This window comes from Oceaniglobus indicus, from assembly GCF_002751875.1.
Lineage (GTDB): Bacteria > Pseudomonadota > Alphaproteobacteria > Rhodobacterales > Rhodobacteraceae > Oceaniglobus > Oceaniglobus indicus.
Genome location: NZ_NMZM01000008.1, coordinates 137885 through 155294 on the forward strand (window position 1 = coordinate 137885; position 17410 = coordinate 155294).

Annotated in this window: 17 protein-coding genes; 6 read left to right on the top strand and 11 right to left on the bottom strand. The window is 65.6% G+C overall.

Going from position 1 to position 17410, the window contains the following annotated elements; translation table 11 throughout:
- Positions 1-26: 26 nt before the first annotated feature.
- The 5 genes from CFP68_RS18480 to CFP68_RS13565 all read right to left on the bottom strand — a co-directional run bounded on the left by CFP68_RS18480 (position 27) and on the right by CFP68_RS13565 (position 4894).
- The gene (locus CFP68_RS18480; protein WP_241524092.1) at positions 27-467 is read right to left on the bottom strand and encodes an AAA family ATPase; all 441 of its coding nucleotides are present in this window, start codon (positions 465-467) and stop codon (positions 27-29) included.
- On the bottom strand, positions 464-1594 hold the full coding sequence (locus CFP68_RS13550; RefSeq protein WP_099827473.1) for a metallophosphoesterase family protein: 1131 nt from the start codon (positions 1592-1594) through the stop codon (positions 464-466). The genes CFP68_RS18480 and CFP68_RS13550 overlap by 4 nt, the downstream gene beginning before the upstream one ends.
- Positions 1595-1795: 201 nt before the next feature.
- Positions 1796-2377, bottom strand: a complete 582-nt coding sequence (locus CFP68_RS13555) for a retropepsin-like aspartic protease family protein (RefSeq protein WP_099827474.1) — start codon at positions 2375-2377, stop codon at positions 1796-1798.
- A 39-nt stretch (positions 2378-2416) separates the two neighbouring features.
- Complete coding sequence (locus CFP68_RS13560; RefSeq protein WP_099827475.1) at positions 2417-3025, bottom strand: MarC family protein; 609 nt, start codon at positions 3023-3025, stop codon at positions 2417-2419.
- A 3-nt stretch (positions 3026-3028) separates the two neighbouring features.
- Positions 3029-4894: an ABC-F family ATP-binding cassette domain-containing protein gene (locus CFP68_RS13565; RefSeq protein ID WP_099827476.1), complete on the bottom strand. Its 1866-nt coding sequence runs from the start codon at positions 4892-4894 to the stop codon at positions 3029-3031.
- 232 nt (positions 4895-5126) lie between these two features.
- On the opposite strand from CFP68_RS13565, the gene CFP68_RS13570 reads away from it, so the two are divergent.
- The 4 genes from CFP68_RS13570 to CFP68_RS13585 all read left to right on the top strand — a co-directional run bounded on the left by CFP68_RS13570 (position 5127) and on the right by CFP68_RS13585 (position 8517).
- Positions 5127-5531 carry a hypothetical protein gene (locus CFP68_RS13570; protein WP_099827477.1) on the top strand — a complete coding sequence of 135 codons (405 nt, stop codon included), beginning with the start codon at positions 5127-5129 and terminating at the stop codon, positions 5529-5531.
- 2 nt (positions 5532-5533) lie between these two features.
- Complete coding sequence (locus tag CFP68_RS13575; RefSeq protein ID WP_099827478.1) at positions 5534-6763, top strand: calcium-binding protein; 1230 nt, start codon at positions 5534-5536, stop codon at positions 6761-6763.
- Positions 6764-6917: 154 nt separating this feature from the next.
- Positions 6918-7340 carry a nucleoside-diphosphate kinase gene (gene ndk / locus CFP68_RS13580; RefSeq protein WP_099827479.1) on the top strand — a complete coding sequence of 141 codons (423 nt, stop codon included), beginning with the start codon at positions 6918-6920 and terminating at the stop codon, positions 7338-7340.
- 472 nt (positions 7341-7812) lie between these two features.
- Positions 7813-8517: an HAD family hydrolase gene (locus CFP68_RS13585; RefSeq protein WP_099827480.1), complete on the top strand. Its 705-nt coding sequence runs from the start codon at positions 7813-7815 to the stop codon at positions 8515-8517.
- 22 nt (positions 8518-8539) lie between these two features.
- Here CFP68_RS13585 and CFP68_RS13590 read toward each other — a convergent pair whose 3' ends face one another.
- Together CFP68_RS13590 and CFP68_RS13595 are read right to left on the bottom strand one after the other, a co-directional pair.
- Positions 8540-9346, bottom strand: a complete 807-nt coding sequence (locus CFP68_RS13590) for a lytic murein transglycosylase (protein ID WP_099827481.1) — start codon at positions 9344-9346, stop codon at positions 8540-8542.
- Between the two features lie 101 nt (positions 9347-9447).
- Positions 9448-10188: a sulfite exporter TauE/SafE family protein gene (locus CFP68_RS13595; protein WP_099827482.1), complete on the bottom strand. Its 741-nt coding sequence runs from the start codon at positions 10186-10188 to the stop codon at positions 9448-9450.
- A 133-nt stretch (positions 10189-10321) separates the two neighbouring features.
- Between CFP68_RS13595 and CFP68_RS13600 the strand changes: the two genes are divergently transcribed.
- The gene (locus tag CFP68_RS13600) at positions 10322-11407 is read left to right on the top strand and encodes an AbrB family transcriptional regulator (RefSeq protein WP_241524093.1); all 1086 of its coding nucleotides are present in this window, start codon (positions 10322-10324) and stop codon (positions 11405-11407) included.
- A gap of 12 nt (positions 11408-11419) precedes the next feature.
- Here CFP68_RS13600 and ggpS read toward each other — a convergent pair whose 3' ends face one another.
- The 3 genes from ggpS to CFP68_RS13615 are packed head-to-tail and all read right to left on the bottom strand — an operon-like array spanning position 11420 to position 14806.
- A complete protein-coding gene (ggpS, locus tag CFP68_RS13605; RefSeq protein WP_099827483.1) occupies positions 11420-12913 on the bottom strand; it encodes a glucosylglycerol-phosphate synthase in 1494 nt (497 codons plus the stop codon).
- Between the two features lie 10 nt (positions 12914-12923).
- Positions 12924-13670: an HAD-IIB family hydrolase gene (locus CFP68_RS13610; RefSeq protein ID WP_099827484.1), complete on the bottom strand. Its 747-nt coding sequence runs from the start codon at positions 13668-13670 to the stop codon at positions 12924-12926.
- Entirely contained in the window at positions 13667-14806 is a 1140-nt protein-coding gene (locus CFP68_RS13615) for an NAD(P)H-dependent glycerol-3-phosphate dehydrogenase (RefSeq protein ID WP_099827485.1), read from the bottom strand. Before CFP68_RS13615 ends, CFP68_RS13610 begins: the two co-directional genes overlap by 4 nt.
- A 302-nt stretch (positions 14807-15108) precedes the next feature.
- Between CFP68_RS13615 and CFP68_RS13620 the strand changes: the two genes are divergently transcribed.
- Complete coding sequence (locus CFP68_RS13620) at positions 15109-16005, top strand: UTP--glucose-1-phosphate uridylyltransferase (protein WP_241524094.1); 897 nt, start codon at positions 15109-15111, stop codon at positions 16003-16005.
- An 8-nt stretch (positions 16006-16013) separates the two neighbouring features.
- Here the strand turns inward: CFP68_RS13620 and CFP68_RS13625 are convergent, their stop codons facing one another.
- The gene (locus CFP68_RS13625; protein WP_420915824.1) at positions 16014-17375 is read right to left on the bottom strand and encodes a cytochrome-c peroxidase; all 1362 of its coding nucleotides are present in this window, start codon (positions 17373-17375) and stop codon (positions 16014-16016) included.
- Positions 17376-17410 lie beyond the last annotated feature (35 nt).

Sequence of the window (17410 nt, forward strand, 5' to 3'; positions counted from 1 at the left end):
TCGCGCCGCGCTTCCAGTGCCGCGTCCTATTCCTTCTTCGAGCCGCCGGTCAGTCGGGTCATGCCCTGGCGCACCCAGATCAACCCCGACGGGCCGCCCGCATCGCCGCCCAGCACATCCATGATCCAGGCCTCGGCTGCATCGGATTGCGCGATCAGGGTGCCGCCGCGATGCACCGTGGCGGCGGGCTTTTGAAACCACCGTTTCGCGACGCTGAACAGGCCGGCTTCGGTTTCAATCTCGACCGTCACTTCTGGCGCGCCGCCCGCATGGGGGCGCAGCGCCGCGATGTCCTTGTCGCGCGAGCCGTGCGGTTTGAAGAACAACGCCTGCATCGCGTCGAAAAGGGTGGATTTGCCGTGCTCGTTGGGCGCGCACAGCACGTTCAACCCGTCGCCGATGGCGGCGACCCGGGTCGGTTCGGTAAAACGGCGGACGTTGTTCAGGGTGATGGCACGGATCTTCATTCCGCGGCCTCCCGCACATAGGCATAGAGACGGGCCAGCGCGTCGGCCGCCACCTCACGTTCGGCTTGCGACAGGGTTTCGGATTCGGCCTCGTCCATCAGCCCGTCGGCGGCCAGCCGCAGCGCGCCGCCGCGGTCGATCTCGTCCAGGTCGGCGGTTTCGTATTGCGTGCCCAGCGCGTCGGTCACCAGTTCGAAATGCGCGAAGTCGGGGGCACAGCGGTCAGCCGCGCGTTGCAGATCAACGTGATCGGACAGGCCGGCCCAGCCGCTGGCACAGACGCGCAAAAGCACGTCGCGCCGACCCGCCTGGGGCAGTACGGCGTCCAGTGCCGCGGCTGGATCCTGGCGTGGATGCAGCGCCAGATCGACCTGCGTCCACAGGAAGGTGCCGGTTTCGATCTCCTCGACCTGCGGCACCGCCCCGGGGCCATCGATCGCAACCGACAGGCAGACGCCGCGGCGGCCATGCTTGAACCTGTCCTGCTCGGGGGTGCCGCAATACTGCACCCGGTCCGAGACGGCCATCCGCCCATGCCAGTCGCCAAGCGCGAGATAGTCGAGCCGCGCGCTGCGGTCGCGATCCGCCGCGATCGCCGCGCCGCTTTCGGTGAAATCGGTGACACCGCCATGGGCCAGTCCGATCCGCAGCTTTCCGTCGCCGTCCGCCATCGTCACCAGCGCCTCGGTCGGATCGCTGGCGCCCGCGCGAAAGGCGACGGGGCAGGGCAGAAGCGTCGCCGCGTCGCCCATGTCGTGCGGCACGCCATCGGTCAGCGCCCGCACGTTGGCGGGCGCATCGCGCAAGATCGCCTCCCACAGCGGTTCGGCGTCGCGCAGGTTGTCGTGGTTGCCCGGAAGCAGCCACCACGTCAGCGCGGGCGCCTCGCCCATCGCCGCCAGTGCCTGGCGGATCACGCTGGGTGACGGGGTGGCGGTGTCGAACGTATCGCCGGCCAGCAGAACATGGGCGGCCCCGCGGTCCCGCGCCGCCTGTGCCAACCGCCCGATCGCGCCGTGGCGCGCCTCCATCAGGCGGCCGCGGATGTTGCCATCCACCGGCTGCGGGATGTTGGCGAATTTCCGACCGATATGAAGGTCGGAGGCGTGGACGAAGCGGAATGTCATTGGCAGCTCCTGAACTGATTCTCGGGGTCGCCGGCGGGCAACGGGTCGAGCATAGCGCACGGGGGGCGACAGATTGTGTCATGGGTGCGACGTTCGCGGTCCCGACGCAAGGCGCAGTCGTCAACCGGGGCGCCTCGAGGTGGCGACGGAATGGCCATTGTTCGTGACCGGCGTCATGTGGTGGCCAAGCCGTCCGATCGTTCAGCGTTCCAGAAGCAACCGGTCGCCTGCGATCTCGATCCGCCCGAAGCGTTGCAGATACGACATGCCCAGAAGTGATCCGTCCATTTCGCCGCCGTTCACCGAGGCGCCGACGTGGCGGTCGGTCATGTCGCCCAGTTGCACGGTGTCCAGGGTGACGCGGGCGATGGGGACAGTGCCGTTGGCGGTGCGGGCCTGCCCGAGATAGGCCAGCCGGTTCAGGTGGATACCGGCACGTTCGGCGTCCTGCGCGCTCAGCACGATGTCGCTGGCGCCGGTATCGACGACGAACTGCACCGGTTTTCCGTTGATGCCCAGCGTCAGGTAATAATGTCCGTCGACGGCGCGCGGCACCTCGATGCGGCCTTCGCCTTCGACAAAGCTCTGGCGTGGCATCAGGTCGTGGCGCAGGTCGTCCCACAGACCGGCAACGGCGACCACGCCGACAAAGATCAGCCCCCAGATCGCCGCCTGTTGTGCCGTCTTGCCCAGATTGTCGCGACTTGTCGCGAGGAAGTAGCCGCCGACCACAAGGCCCAGCAGCACGAGATAGAAAAGACGGGGAAGATCCTGTGTGTCCATGACGTTAATGTGGGGGCAACGGCACGCGATGCCAAGACGTCAGACGATCAGCGCGCGCACGCCATCGACGACGAACTGCACCGACAACGCGGCCAGCAGCATTCCCAACAGCCGGGTGACGACGTTCACGCCGACCTTGCCCAACCCCTTTTCCAGAAGGCCGGACAGCAGGAACAGCGTCAGCGTCACCCCCAGGACCGCGAACAGCACGAGATGCACCAGCACCAGCGCGCCCCAGCCGCCGGTCTGTCCGGTCAGCAGGATCATCGTGGCGATCGCGCCGGGTCCGGCGATCAGCGGGGTCGCCAGCGGAAACACCGACGGATCCCCGACGGCGGACTCCGACGTGTCCTGACGGCGTTCGGTGCGCCGTTCGAACAGCATGTCCAGCGCGGTGAGGAACAGCAGGATGCCGCCGGCAATGCGGAAGGCGGGCATCGAGATGCCGACAAAGCCCAGCACCGCCTCGCCGAACAGGCCGAAGACGGTCAGCAGGATCGCACTGATCGCGATCGAGCGCAGGGCGATGGCGCGCCGATGGCCCGGATCCATCCCCTGGGTCAGCGCCACGAACAGCGGCGCCAGCCCGATCGGGTCGATCACCACGAACAGGGTGACGAAAGCGGTGATGTAAAACGCAAAGTCCATCGCTCAGGCCGTTGCATCCTCCAGTTTCTCCAGCGCACCGATCCACAGGGTCTCGGCCCGCTCGAGTGCGGTCATCACCTCGGCGTATTTCTTGTTCCACGTCTCGAGTTCGCCGATGCGGGCGTCGTCATACAGCGCCGGATCGGCCAGCTTCTTGGCCAGCTTGTCGCGCATCTGGCTGAGCTTGGCGACCCGTTCCTCGCAGCGTTTCACATCGCTGCGCAGGACAGACACCTTTTCCTTCGGCCGCTCGGGGCGCTTTTCCGGCGCCTTTTTCGCGTCGGCCTTTCGGGTCTTTTCGGCCGGCGTGTCCGAGGACAGCAGCAACTTGCGATAGGATTCCAGATCGTCATCATAGGGCTGCACGCGCCCGTCCTTGACCAGCCACAGCCGGTCGGCCACGAGGCTGAGCAGGTGCATGTCGTGGCTGACAAGGATCACCGCGCCGGAATAGGCGGTCAGCGCCTCGACCAGCGCTTCGCGCGATTCCATGTCCAGGTGGTTGGTCGGCTCGTCGAGGATCAGCATGTGGGGCGCGTCGAGCGTGGCCAACAGCAGCGACAGACGCGCCTTCTGTCCCCCCGACAGGCGGCTGACGACGGTTTCGACCTGCGCCGCGGCCAGCCCGAAACCGGCCAGGCGGGCGCGGTGGCGGCCCGGTGCCTCGGTCGGGCGCAGGCGGCGCAGGTGTTCCAGCGGGGTTTCATCGGCACGCAATTCGTCCAGCTGGTGCTGGGCGAAATAGCCGATGCGCAGCTTGTTCGATGTCGTGATCTTGCCGGCCATCTTGTCCAGCTTGCCGGCCAGCAGCTTGGACAGGGTCGATTTGCCTTCGCCGTTGCGCCCCAGCAGGGCGATCCGGTCGTCCTGGTCGATCCGCAGGTTCAGCTTGCTCAGGATCGCGCGGCCGTCATATCCGACCTGACCGCCTTCGATGTTGATGATCGGCGGCGACAGTTCCTCGGGCTCGGGGAAGGTGAAGGCGCGCAGGGCGGCCTCTTGCGGGCTCGATATCGTCTCCAGCTTCTCGATCATCTTGATGCGGCTTTGCGCCTGCTTGGCCTTGGACGCCTTGGCGCGGAACCGGTCGACAAAGCTTTGCAGGTGGGCGCGGCGCGCTTCGGTCTTGCGGCTCTGGGATTCGGCCACCGCCAGCCGCGCGGCGCGGGTGCGCGCGAAGGTATCGTAATTGCCCGCATACAGCGTCAGCTGCCGGTCCTCGAGGTGCAGGATATGGTTCACCGCCCGGTTCAACAGACCCCGGTCGTGCGAGATCACCAGCACCGAATGGGGATAGCGGCCCAGGTAGGATTCCAGCCACAGCGCCCCTTCGAGGTCGAGATAGTTCGTCGGCTCGTCCAACAGCAGAAGGTCGGGCGCGGAGAACAGCACCGCCGCCAAGGCGACGCGCATCCGCCAGCCGCCCGAGAACGCCGAACAGGGCATCTGCTGTTCGGCGTGGGTGAAACCCAGACCGCGCAGGATGCTTGCGGCGCGCGCCTCGGCGCTCCAGGCATCGATGTCGGCCAGGCGGGTCTGGATTTCGGCGATGCGGCCGCCGTCGGTGGCGGATTCGGATTCGGCCAGCAGATCGGCGCGCTCGGTATCGGCCGCCAGCACGGTGTCGATCAGCGACACCTCGGATCCCGGCACCTCCTGCGCGACACCACCGATGCGGGATTTCGCCGGCACCCGGATGTCACCCCCCTCAAGCGACAGCTCGCCGCGGATCAGGTTGAACAGGGTCGTCTTGCCGGTGCCGTTGCGCCCGACGATCCCGACCTTGTGGCCCTGGGGAATTGCGGCACTGGCGCCCTCGAACAGGGGGCGGCCTTCGACCGAATAGGTGATGTTGTCTATTGTCAGCATCCGCGCGCCTTACCAGAGGGGGTGCGCGGGGGGAAGGGGGACGCGGCGGTTCCACGGATGCGGCGCACGGCGTTGGCATCGCCGCCCATGGTGCCTCCCTTACCCAAGCAGGGTTGATCGACAGGCCGAGACGCCGCAGAATGAATGATGTGAAATCCGAAGGCGGAATGCACGCCTGCCAATTCCTGATCTATGAGGCCGTTAACGTAAAATATAACAAAGGATTAACAAAATGCCCGTTTTCAACAGAACTTTTAGAATCGATGGTGCCAGCGATATCGCCCTGCCGGATTATTCGACCGGCATCGACTGGAACAACGGATTCGCAAGCTGGGTCAGCTTTTTCGACAACAACGCCGGCAATTCCCACAATCTGACCCTGAACCTGACCGGGTCCGACTGGTATATGCAAACCCTGCGGTTTATCGGCGAGTCGACGATGAACGTGCGCCTGCAGGATCGGAACGACGCACCGGATCGGCGGATCCAGTTTGTCGAACTGCACGAAAACGCCATTGTCGACCTCACGACAACCCGCGTCGATTATCTGGTCGGGTATGGCGACGATTACGACATCAGCTATGGGGCCGCGCCTTCGAAAATGGTGCGCCTGGGGGGAATGGCGACAAGAGCCTGACGGTGGCCGATGGTGGCCGGGTCGACGCGGTGCAGATGGATGGTGGAAAGGCGACCATCGACCTTCAGGGAAGCGCGCGGGTTTTCCTCATGAAACTCGATTTCAGCGTGAACACTGTTACGACCGACACGGGGTTTCACGAAAGCTACTATGCCCATGAAAGCCGCAATACCCTTCACTTCGGCACCGGCGGGGTTGGTCAAGTCATGCTGACCGGTGACGGCGGGCTGCAAAGGATCACTGCGGATGGCTTCTTGGGAACGCTGCAGATTCATGGTGACAACCGGGCAATCGTCACGCTGAACGACACGGCCATATCCGTCACCACATCCAGCGGGAACGACCTGATCACCACGACAGGCCGGGTGGACACCATCGCGACCCGCGGCGGCAACGACGTGGTCAACAGCGGCACCGATCGCCTGGGTCTGATCACGCTGGGCGACGGCAACGATACCATGCGGTTGGGTGCCGAAGGCGCCAACCTTGTCATGGGGGACGACGGCAACGACCGGTTCATCCTGCGTACCCTGTCCGACGGCGGTGGCGGGCGCATCTCGGGCGGCGATGGCATTGACGAGTTGAAGATGCATCTGCTCGGCGGGCTCGACATCACGTTCTCGCTTGCCGAAAGCGGTTTTCAAGGTATCGGGCGCGGCGCCTATGCGGTGACAGGAGTCGAGCAGATCACCACCGGGCGCGGATCCGACCATATCACCGGCAACAACGCCGGCAACCGCATCACCGTCAACAACGGGCAAGACACCGTGGACGGTGGCGGCGGCAACGACCGGATCTTCGGTGGCGGCGGGGCTGATGTGCTGAATGGCGATGGCGGCCGCGACCTGTTGACAGGCGGTGGCGGCAATGACCGGTTGAACGGTGGCGGCGGCAACGACCGGTTGAACGGCGGTGCCGGCGCTGACCGGCTTGAAGGGGGCGCGGGCCGCGACATCCTGCATGGCGGAGGCGGGGCCGACCGCTTTGTCTTCGTGGAAAACGGCGGAACGGACACCGTGCTCGACTTTACCCGCGCGGGGCCACAGTCCGACCGGCTGGTTCTGGATGCTGCCCTTTGGGGCGGTGGCAAGAGCGCGGCGCAGGTGGTGGCGGATCACGCCAGCATGAACGGGCAGGGCGGCGCGGTGTTCGACTTCGGCGATGGTGACCGCCTGATATTGAACGGCGTCGGTGGGCTTGGTGGCCTGGACGGGTTCATCGACATCATGTGACCTGCCAATGCGCGCCCGCTATCGCTCGCGCCGGCACACGCGCGGATCGCGCGGTTTGCCGCCGGACGTCTTTCCAACCCTGCATCGGCATGCTAGCAGGGCGCGCAAATTCCGGGCGGGCATTGGGTCCGTTCGATTACAGACGAGGATTCCCATGGCCACCGAACGCACCCTTTCGATCATCAAGCCCGACGCCACCCGCCGCAACCTGACCGGCAAGATCAACGCCAAGTTCGAGGACGCCGGCCTGCGCATCATCGCGCAGAAGCGGATCCATCTGACCAAGGCGCAGGCCGGCGAATTCTACAAGGTGCACGCCGAACGTCCGTTCTATGACGAGCTGTGCGAGTTCATGGCGTCCGCGCCGGTCGTCGTGCAGGTTCTGGAAGGCGACGGCGCCATTGCCAAGAACCGCGAAGTCATGGGCGCGACCAACCCTGCCGATGCCGCGCCGGGCACGATCCGCGCCGAGTTCGCGGAATCGGTTGGCGAGAATTCGGTTCACGGGTCGGACGCACCGGAAACCGCCGCGGAAGAGATCGCCTATTACTTCTCGGGTCTCGAACTGGTCGGCTGAACCGTCCATTTCGGTTGTTCGGGGCCGCGGGCGATGCCTGCGGCCCTTTTCATTTCGGCACGCCGGTTTCGGGGATGGACGGACCGCCATCGGCCGAACCGGCGGACCCCGGCGTATCCTAGATCGCCGCCCAATCCTTGAACGCCACCGGAACACTCGGCGTCGGCTGGGGCTGGGGGGCGGGGATGCGGGGCTGGGGGTATGGTTTTTTCATCGTCTCGATCTTTTCACTGTTACATGATCCTGCGATCATTCATCTCAAATCGGCCGGGATTGCGGCGGCTTCAATGGCGATTCCGGGGCGTTTCGGGAACGTGACCGAAATGTCTCGGATTATGCTGGCTCGGGCGCCTTTGGTCGGCGGAAAATCGCCCAGGGCCATGAAAACAAGGGGTTTGATCCCCGGCGCGCCGGTGTTGAGTCAGGCCGGCCGCCCAATCGGATTCGGCAAAAGAGGCAAGGAGCGAAGCGGATGGAGCGGATCGAGGCCGTGCTGTTTGACAAGGATGGCACGCTGTTTGATTTTCAGGCGACGTGGGCGGCATGGTGTGGCGCGCTGCTGCGCGACCTGGCCGCCGGCGACGATCACCTTTTCGCCGTCATGGCCGAGGACGTGGGGTTCGAAATCGCCTCGGGCCGGCTGCGCCCGGGCAGCATCGTGGTGGCCGACACCCCCGATGCCATCGCCGGTCTGTTGCTGCGGCGGCTTGCGGATTGGTCACGCCCCGATCTGATCGAACACATGAACGCCCGGGCGGCGCGTGCGCCACAGGTTCAGATCACGCCTCTGGCGCCGCTGCTCGACGGTTTGCGTGCGCGCGGCCTTGTCTTTGGGCTGGTCACGAACGACGCCGAAAGGCCGGCCCGCGCGCATCTGGAGGCGGCAGGGATCCTTGGGCAATTCACATATGTCGCGGGTTTCGACAGCGGCCATGGCGCCAAGCCGGATGCCGGGCCGCTTCTGGCCTTTGGCGCCGCCACGGGCATACCGCCGGCCCGCACCGTCATGGTGGGCGACAGCCTGCACGACATGATCGCCGCGCGCCGTGCGGGAATGATCGCGGTTGCGGTGGACAGCGGGATGACCTCACGCGCCGATCTGGCACGACACGCCGATGCGGTGTTGGACGGTGTCGCGGCCTTGCCCGCCTGGCTGGATCAACGGGCCGCCCGTTAAGCGCGGCCCGTGATCATGCTGATCAGCCGTCGATCTTGCCGGCCATGATCGCGATGGCCTTCTGATAAACGCCGGCCGCGTTCCATTCCTGGATCACGCGAAAGTTCGGCTGTCCCTGTTGATAGCCCTGTCCGGGACGCCACCCCTTCTGGCGCAGGAAATTCGCGGTCGAGGCCAGCGCGTCGGTCTGGTTGGTCAGATCGACCCGGCCGTTGCCGTCGGCATCGACACCGTATTTCAACACGTTGCCGGGCAGGAACTGGGTATGGCCGACCTCGCCGTGGCGCGCGCCCACGGTGTTGGCCGACAGCGCGCCGCGATCCACCAGGATCAGCGCGGCCAATGCGTGCGGCGTGAAGAACCCCGAGCGGCGGCAGTCATAGGCCAGTGTCGAAATCGCCGACACCACGTTGCTGTCGCCCATGAAGTTGCCGAAACCGGTTTCCATCCCGTGGATCGCCAGCAACACACCGGCGGGCACGCCATAGCTGCGTTCGAGCGAATTGAAGAAGGCCGCGTTCTGTGCCTTGCGCTTGCGGCCCTGCGCGACGATCGTGTCGGCCCCGCGCACCTGCATGAACTTCTCGAGGCTGTATTTGAAGCTTTTCTGGTTGCGGTCCGCGGCGATGGTCTTGGTGGCATATCGCGTGGCGGCCAGCGCCTGAAGGCCGCGTTGGCCGACGCCCTGGGCCTGAGCCTCGCGGGCGAAGGCCGCTTTCCACGCCTCGAATCCGTTTGCGTTGTTGCCGCATTGGGCGGCCAGCCCGGCGGTGGCGAGGGTCGAGAAGGCCGCGCCAAGAAGCACGCCCCGGGTTAGTTTGAACAGCATCCTGAAACTCCGAGAAACAATGTTGCGGACAAGTCTATCCGATCTGGCTCAAGACTCAAACATTCGTGATGGCCCAAGTGTTCCGCGCCGCGAAATCAGCGTCACGGCCAGATGATCAGCTTCAGCGCCAGAACCGCCAGCACGGCCAGCACCAGCCGGTCGAACGCCCGCGGCGAAATCGACCGCGCCAGCCACGCGCCCAAAGGCATGAAGCCGACCAGCGGCATCAGGGCCAGCGCGCTGAGAACCAGCATCTCGGCGTCGTAATATCCCAGAACGATCAGCGCGGGGATCTGGACCAGGCTCATGGTGGCGAAGAACAGCGACACCGTGGGGATGAATCGCGGGCGCTCCATCTTGCAGGCGTTCAGGAAACTGACCGCGATGGGGGCCGAGATCCCGGCCGCGCCCTGCAACACGCCCGCCAGAAGACCCGCCACAGGCGCCGCGCGCACGGCCGGACCTTCGGCAATGCGGAAGTCGGCCTTCCACAGGCGCAGGCCGATATAGGCCAGAACCGCCAGCGCCACCGTCAGAGTCAGCGCGCGCACCGGGACGGACACCAGCAAGGCGGTGCCGATGCCCGCCCCGATGCCGCCCGCGATGGCGAACCGCCATGCCAGCGCATCGGGGCGACGGGCGCGGTATGTCCACAGTTGCAGGATGTTCGTGCACAGGTTGGGAAGCACCATCAGCACGACGGCCAGCCGGACATCGAAAAATGCCGCCATGACCGGAATCGCCACCACGGGCGCCCCCATCCCCGTGGCCCCCTTCAGGGTGCCACCCGAGGCGAGGGCAATGAAGACGATGGCATATCCGATGGCGTCAAGTTCGATCATGGCCAAAGCGTTAGCGGATCGCACGACCGGACGGAAGGGCGCACCGCGGCGCCGGTGGTCTGCCGATGGCGGCGCTGATGTCGGCGATCCCGGCCCTCTGGGCATTTCGGCGGCGACAGCGTAATCCGGTGCCATGAGTCTTGTTGTTGATCTGATCCGGGCGCGGCCGATGTTCTGGTTTACCACCGGTCTTCTGGTGCTGGGCGCGCTGGGCGGCGAGGTGGCGAAACTGATCGGTCTGCCGCTGCCGTGGATGCTGGGCAGCCTGCTCAGCACCGCCGTGGTGGTTGCGGTGCTGCCGCACCGTATTCCCGTGGGCTTCCGGTTCTCGCAACGCTTTCGCATGGTGTTCATCTCGATCATCGGGGCGATGATCGGTGCGCAACTGACCCTGGACGTGCTGACCCAGTGGCGCCCCCTGGTCTTCAGCCTGCTGGGGGTCACGGTGTTCGTGGCGCTGGCCCATGGCTGGAATTACTGGCTGTTCCGCCGCATCGGGCGTTTTGACAAGGCGACCGCCTTTTACTGCGGAACCCCCGGCGGGCTGATCGAGAGCATCACGCTGGGCGAGGCGGCGGGCGCCGAGATCCGGATGCTGACCGTGATGCAGTTCCTGCGCATCATCCTTGTCGTGACGCTGGTGCCTCTGGGGATTTCCATTGTCGAGGGGCACCCGGTGGGAAGCGCGGACGGTGTCGGTTTTACCCCGGGCGCGGGGCATCTGTCATCGATCCCGGTCCTGCTGGTCATCGGTGGCGTCGGCCTGCTGGTGGGGCGGCTGCTGCGTCTGCCCGCGGCCCAGCTGGTGGGCCCGCTTCTGGTATCGGCGGTGCTGTCGGGAACGGGGCTGATCACGCTGGATCCGCCGAACTGGGTCATCTCGGTCGCGCAGGTGGTGATCGGCGTCAGCCTGGGATCTCGCTTTATCGGCGTCACCGGCCGGCTGTTGCGGCGCGCGCTGGGCCTGTCGCTGGTGTCGGTGATCGGAATGCTGGGCATCGGCGTCACGCTGGCGGTGATCCTGAACGCCATTGACGGCCATTCGATCCTGGTGCTGATCCTGTCGCTGGCGCCCGGTGGCGTGACCGAAATGGGGCTGGTCGCGCTGTCGCTGGCGGCGAATCCCGCGCTGGTGGCGTTTCATCACCTGTATCGGATCATCCTGACGGTTCTGGAAATGGCCGTGGTGGGCCGGTGGCTGATGCGCTCCGGCCCATAGGATTTTCGCCCCTCAGTGCGCCGTGCGGCCCGCCGCGGCCAGTTCAAAGGCGCGCTCCTGCTCGCGGCCCCATGCGCGAATGTCATATTTTTCAACAACCTGGCGCAGCGTCTTCATGCGATCGCGGCGTTCCGCCCGATCCATGTTCAGCGCCTGAAGGATCGCGCTGTCCATCGAGCGATAGGAATAGGGGTTGGTGATCACGGCGGCGTTCAACTCCACCGCCGCACCGGCGAATTCCGACAACACCAGAACCCCGTCCTCGTCCTGACGCGAGGCGACGAATTCCTTGCACACCAGGTTCATCCCGTCGGCCAGGGGCGTGATCCAGCAGACGTCCGCGGCCTGATAATAGGCGACCAGTTCGCTGAACGGCACGGCCCGGGAAATCAGCGTGATCGGCGTCCAGTCAAAGCTGCCGTGCTTGCCGTTGATCCTGCCGGCGGCCAGTTCGATGGCGTCCTGCACCTCGGCATAGGCCGTCATGTTGCGGTTCGCGCTGACCGACACATGCATCAGCCGCACCTTGCCACGCAACTCGGGGTGGGCGTCCAGCAGGCGGCCGAAGCTTTCAAGCTGAACCGTGCCGCCCTTGGTATAATCGGTGCGCCCGACCGACAGGATCAGCTTGCGGTCGGCCATCTCCTCGCGGATCGACACGACCTTGTCGGCGGTTTCCTCGAGCGCGGCCTGTTTCTTGATGTATTCGACATCCACCCCGACCGGCGCCGCCGAGATATGCACCGTGCGCCCGTTGTGCACGATGTGGGTCGGTTGCGTGCGTTCCGTCAGCGCGGTGCCTTCCGAGATGAAATCGTCGTCCACCCGCACACGAACGATGTCTTCGACGTCGAACAGCGACCGGGCCACCGACACGAAGTTCGAGGCATAGCGCGCGATGTGGAAGCCGACGACATCGCAGGCCAGAAGGCTGGCGACGATTTCCTTGCGCCAGGGCAGCACGTTGAACATGTCCGCCGCCGGAAACGGCGTGTGGTGAAAGAACGATATCCGAACGTCGGGGCGCAACTGGCGCAGGTATCCGGGCACCAGCCACAGGTTGTAGTCATGCACCCAGACCACCGCGCCTTCGGCCGCTTCGGCGGCGGCGGCTTCGGCAAAGGCCCAGTTCACCTCGCGGAAGTTGGGCCAGTCCACGGGGTCATAGTTGTAACGCTCGCGGAAGCCGTGCAGCACCGGCCAGAACGCCTCTTTCGAGGTGACGTGATAGAATTCGCGCACCTGATCGGCGGTCAGCGGCAGGCGTGACACCGAGTAATCGCCATAGCTGTCCGAGATTTCGACAACCCGTTCGAAATCCGGGTTCGCGGTGTCTTCGGCCAGTTTCCAGGCGACCCAGGCGCCATGCTCGACACTGCCGAAGAAACTTTTCAGCGTGGGGACGATGCCGTTCGGGCTGGCGTTTTCCTTGAATTTGGTTTTGCCGTTCTCGACGACTTCCTCATAGGGTTGGCGATGATAGACGATGACCAGATCTGATGGCATGACGTTTCCCCTAAATGTTTGGATGCAGGTTCAGAACGCGGATCGCGTCCATGATGCCTGCGGCGCCGATGGCGTTGGATTTGTGGACGTGGTCCAGATCCCGCACGCGATCCAGCAACGGCTGTTCGGATCCGCCCACGGCGACCGCCGGAAGGCCGACCGCCAGCATCGAATAATCGTTCATCGTGTCGCCAGCCGCCAGAATACTGTCGTGGTTCAGGCCCAGGTGATCGGCCAGCAGAACCAGGGACGGGCCTTTCGATATGCCCCGCGGCAGCACGTCGAAATATTGATCGTCCGAGATCAGCGTGTCGAAACCCATATCGTGAATCATCTTTTCAACCGTCGGATCATAGGTTTGCGGGTCGAAGTGAAAGCTTTGCCTGAAGCGGAAGGGGGTGTCTTGCGGGCGCAGGCCCGGCGCCTGTGCCAGTGCTTCGCGCACCCGCGCGCCGGCGTCGCCCCAGCGGCCCGAGATTTCCGCCTCCAGTGCGGCGATCGGTGTGACCTTGCGATCGGTGATCCGCGCGATGGTCGTGCCGACATCGCCGATGACGTATTCCGGCCACGGCAACCCGTCTTCGCACATGCCTTCGATGAACCGCGGGTCGCGACCGGTGACGAAGATCAACCCGACGGTATCACGGTTCGCCTCGATCCAGTCATACAGCATCTTGCGGTCGGCATCGCTGCCGCCCAGAAACGTGCCATCCAGATCGGTGGCGAGAACGAAGTGCTTGGTCGATAGATCAGTCATGTTGCCTCGGTCATCGGGGTGTTGGAAGGTGTGGCGGACGGATGGTCCAGCGAAAGACCCATGGCGCGCGGTTCGGATTCGATCGGGCTTGACCACAGGCGGGCGAAGGTGCCGCGCAGGTCGGCACCGTCATGCAGGACGGCGCGCACCGCCTCGCAGATCGGCATCGAGACATGCACCCGGCGGGCGAGGTTGGTCACCGAGATGGCGTTCAGCTCGCCCTCGACCACCACCGGTTTGCCCTCGAAACATTCATTGCGCGGCGTGCCCGCGCCCAGTTGCACACCCAGCGACATGTTGCGCGAACTTTCCGACGAACAGGTCAGCGTCAGATCCCCTGCGCCGGACAGGCCGGTCACGGTTTCTCGTTTTCCGCCAAGGGCTTCGGCCAGCCTCTTCATCTCGTCCATGCCGCGGGTGATCAGGGCGGCGCGGGTGTTCTTGGCAAAGCCCGCGCCGGTCATCATGCCGCAGGCGATGGCGATCACGTTCTTGACCGCGCCGCCCACCTCGACCCCCACCAGATCGTCCGAGACATAGGCGCGGAAGTGCTCGGTGCTCATTGTGACGGCCAGTCGTGCGGCGGGGCTGTCGAAGGGCGACAGACGGTCCTGATAGGTGAAGTCGAAAGCGACGGTCGCGGCGGTCAGGTATCCCATGGCCGTCTCGTCGGCGAAGGTCGGGCCCGAGATCACCCCCACCGGATGGCCGGGCAGTTCCGAGCGTGCGATCTGACCCATCAAAAATCCGGTCGATTCCTCGATCCCCTTGGCGCAGAGCGCCACGGGAACACCGGGGCCGATCAGTGGCGCGATGTCGGCGCAGAGCCCGCGGATGGAATGGGATGGCACGACGATCAGCACGACCTCGGCGCCGTTCAACGCCGCCGCCAGATCGGTGGTGGCCGCGATTCCGGCGGGCAGGTCGATGCCGGGCAGGAAGGTGTCGTTGCGCGCGTTGGTGTTGATGTCGTCGACGACCGCCTCGCGCCGCCCCCACAACCGCACGTTCGCCCCGCCACGACGCGCCACGCTGGCCAGCGCAGTGCCCCATGCACCGGCGCCCAGCACGGCGACGTTGGCATAGCGGCGGGCGCGTGACGGGCGGTGACGAGACGTCAGGTCATCAAGGGTCATCGGGGGCCTTTCCGGTGGCTTGGAGCAACGCGCGTCCGGTTCCGTGTTCCGGGCCAAACCGGTTCGCGTGACGTGACGGCACAGTGCTCAACATGGATATGAAACGCATCTTATCAACGGGCGGGTTCCGACGCACCTTGCATTTTTGATCGCCGGGGCGCGGCCGGTCGCGGGGGTTTCTGCCGTCAAACGTCCTTAATGTTTTTGGGATCGCACCACAGCTTTGTCGCATTTCAGCGCCATACCGCGCCAATCGGCGGCACGGCGAAGGGCGGTGCCAGCAACCAGCAGAAGGTATGGGCATGAGCGGCAACAAGGTGAAGACGGCGATTTTTCCGGTGGCGGGCATGGGAACGCGGTTTCTTCCAGCGACCAAGGCGGTCCCGAAAGAGCTGTTGTCCGTGATCGACACGCCCCTGATCCAGTTCGCCATCGACGAAGCCCGCGCCGCGGGGATCGAGCGGATGGTGTTCGTGTCGCATCCGTCGAAATCCGCGATCGAACGCCATGTGCGCGACGACGCCGGGCTGCGCGCATCGCTGTGCGCCAAGGGCAAGCATGACATCGCCGCACAACTGGAGTCGGCGGCGCTGCACGGGGGTGACGACGCCGTGCGCTTCGTCATGCAGGACAAGCCGCTGGGCCTGGGCCATGCTGTGTCCTGTGCCAGGGATCACGTGCTGGACGGTCCGGTGGCCGTGATCCTGCCCGATGATCTTATCCTGGGCGGACGCGGATGCCTGACCGAGATGATCGCGGCCTATGATCCATCGGTCGCCGGCCACCTGGTGGCCACGATGGAGGTCGCGCGGGAAGAGACCAAAAGCTATGGCGTGCTGGACGTTGCCGACACGGTCGGCGATCTGCTGCACGCGCGCGGCATCGTCGAAAAGCCAGATCCGAAGGTGGCGCCCTCGTGTTTTGCGGTGGTCGGGCGATACATTCTGGACCCCGCCATTTTTGCGCGACTGGCACACCAGACGCCCGGCGCGGGCGGCGAGATCCAGTTGACCGATGCCATCGCCCACGACATCGGCACGGTGGGACTGGCCGGGTTCGGCTTCGCCGGAACACGGTTCGATTGCGGATCGAAGGCCGGAATGCTGCGCGCGACGCTGCATCTGGCCATGCAGGACCCCGAATTCGACGATGTGCTGGCCGAGATCGCGCCGCGCCCCCTGGCGATGGCGGCAGAATAACCGACGGCTCAGCGGCGTTCGACCGGCAGACCGCTGGGCACGGTTTCGGGAATTCCCAACCGGCCCGCGGTCGCCACCGGATCCTCGAGCGTTTTCAGGAACGCCAGCAAATCATGGATGTCGCCGTCGCCCAGCGTGACGGGCGGAGCCGTCACGGCCTCCAGAATGTCGCGGCGTGCCTGGGGATCGTTGAACTCGGCCATGTCGTTGCCGGGTCCGATACCGGCCGGCAAGGTGATGTCGAGCGCAAGGTCGGCGTCGGCGGCCCGCGGATCGGCGTGGTGGCGCAGGAAGGTGGCCAGATCGGCAATGGCGCCCGCGTGACCATAGGGTGCCGTCAGGGTTACGTTGCGCAGGGATGGCGTGCGAAAGGCGAACGCGTCCTCGGCGCGGCCGGTGACCCGCATCCGGCCGGTGTCGCGCTGGTGGTTCTCGAAAGTCGCGGCCTTTCCCGGCCCGATCTGTGGCGCGCCCATGGCGTGGAAGCCGTGATCGGTCTGGAACGGGCCGGAATGACAGGTTGAACACCCGGCGCTGCCGTAAAACAGGTCCAGCCCGCGGGCGGCATCGTCGGGCAGCGGCGCGCCACCGCGCAGCATCCTGTCGAAGGGGGACGAATCGCTGCGCCATTCATGGGCGATGAAGGCGGCGATTGCGTTCGAGATATCGGCAAACCCGATCGCGCGCCCGGCCGCGATGGCGGGATACACCGCCGCGAACCGCTGGCGGTATTCGGGAATCGCGGCGACCCGGCGCGACAACATATCCCAGGCGCCGCCATCGCCGGTGATCCGGCCCTGGCGCACGGCGCGCGAGATCGCGTTTTCATTCACCTGGCCGGCCATCTCGTCGGCGCTGAGGACCGGGAACATGGTCTGCGCCGACAGCACGCCGGAAAAGCCGGTCAGCATGTCGTCGTCCATGGGCGTGCGCATGCCCGACGGCGCGTCGGGGTCGACCTCGACCCGGCCATCGTGGAACATCACGGTGAACTCATGGGCGCCCAGGTTGAAAAGTGCGGGCGCATTGCGGGGGATGCGCGCCTCGGGCGGGTTGTCGGGATCGGCGCGGCGCGCGGGGCCCAGGCCGATGCCGCCTTCGCCGATTCCCAGCGGCAGCCCGTCGGCTGTGGCGAAGGCGGGATGGTGGCAGGTGGCACAGGATATGTTCTGATTGCCCGACAGCACCGGATCCCAGAACAGCAGGCGGCCCAGCGCGACCTCGGCCATGGCCACGGGCCGATAGTCGGCATCGCTGACCGGGGCGGGCAGGTGCGCGGTTCCGGCCCCTGTGGTGCGGGCCGATGTGCTCGCGGCAACAGCAGCGGCGACGGCCGTGATCGTCAGCAGGGTGGGGGCGGTGATCTTCACGGTCGTTGTTCCCTTCGGCACGGTTCGGGCGGCGG

What these genes read in the sequence shown, in the direction of transcription:
- CFP68_RS18480 (WP_241524092.1), bottom strand. Translation starts at nt 467, where the DNA reads ATGAAGATCCGTGCCATCACCCTGAACAACGTCCGCCGTTTTACCGAA.
- CFP68_RS13550 (WP_099827473.1), bottom strand. Translation starts at nt 1,594, where the DNA reads ATGACATTCCGCTTCGTCCACGCCTCCGACCTTCATATCGGTCGGAAA.
- CFP68_RS13555 (WP_099827474.1), bottom strand. Translation starts at nt 2,377, where the DNA reads ATGGACACACAGGATCTTCCCCGTCTTTTCTATCTCGTGCTGCTGGGC.
- CFP68_RS13560 (WP_099827475.1), bottom strand. Translation starts at nt 3,025, where the DNA reads ATGGACTTTGCGTTTTACATCACCGCTTTCGTCACCCTGTTCGTGGTG.
- CFP68_RS13565 (WP_099827476.1), bottom strand. Translation starts at nt 4,894, where the DNA reads ATGCTGACAATAGACAACATCACCTATTCGGTCGAAGGCCGCCCCCTG.
- CFP68_RS13570 (WP_099827477.1), top strand. Translation starts at nt 5,127, where the DNA reads ATGCCCGTTTTCAACAGAACTTTTAGAATCGATGGTGCCAGCGATATC.
- ndk (WP_099827479.1), top strand. Translation starts at nt 6,918, where the DNA reads ATGGCCACCGAACGCACCCTTTCGATCATCAAGCCCGACGCCACCCGC.
- CFP68_RS13585 (WP_099827480.1), top strand. Translation starts at nt 7,813, where the DNA reads ATGGAGCGGATCGAGGCCGTGCTGTTTGACAAGGATGGCACGCTGTTT.
- CFP68_RS13590 (WP_099827481.1), bottom strand. Translation starts at nt 9,346, where the DNA reads ATGCTGTTCAAACTAACCCGGGGCGTGCTTCTTGGCGCGGCCTTCTCG.
- CFP68_RS13595 (WP_099827482.1), bottom strand. Translation starts at nt 10,188, where the DNA reads ATGATCGAACTTGACGCCATCGGATATGCCATCGTCTTCATTGCCCTC.
- CFP68_RS13600 (WP_241524093.1), top strand. Translation starts at nt 10,322, where the DNA reads ATGAGTCTTGTTGTTGATCTGATCCGGGCGCGGCCGATGTTCTGGTTT.
- ggpS (WP_099827483.1), bottom strand. Translation starts at nt 12,913, where the DNA reads ATGCCATCAGATCTGGTCATCGTCTATCATCGCCAACCCTATGAGGAA.
- CFP68_RS13610 (WP_099827484.1), bottom strand. Translation starts at nt 13,670, where the DNA reads ATGACTGATCTATCGACCAAGCACTTCGTTCTCGCCACCGATCTGGAT.
- CFP68_RS13615 (WP_099827485.1), bottom strand. Translation starts at nt 14,806, where the DNA reads ATGACCCTTGATGACCTGACGTCTCGTCACCGCCCGTCACGCGCCCGC.
- CFP68_RS13620 (WP_241524094.1), top strand. Translation starts at nt 15,109, where the DNA reads ATGAGCGGCAACAAGGTGAAGACGGCGATTTTTCCGGTGGCGGGCATG.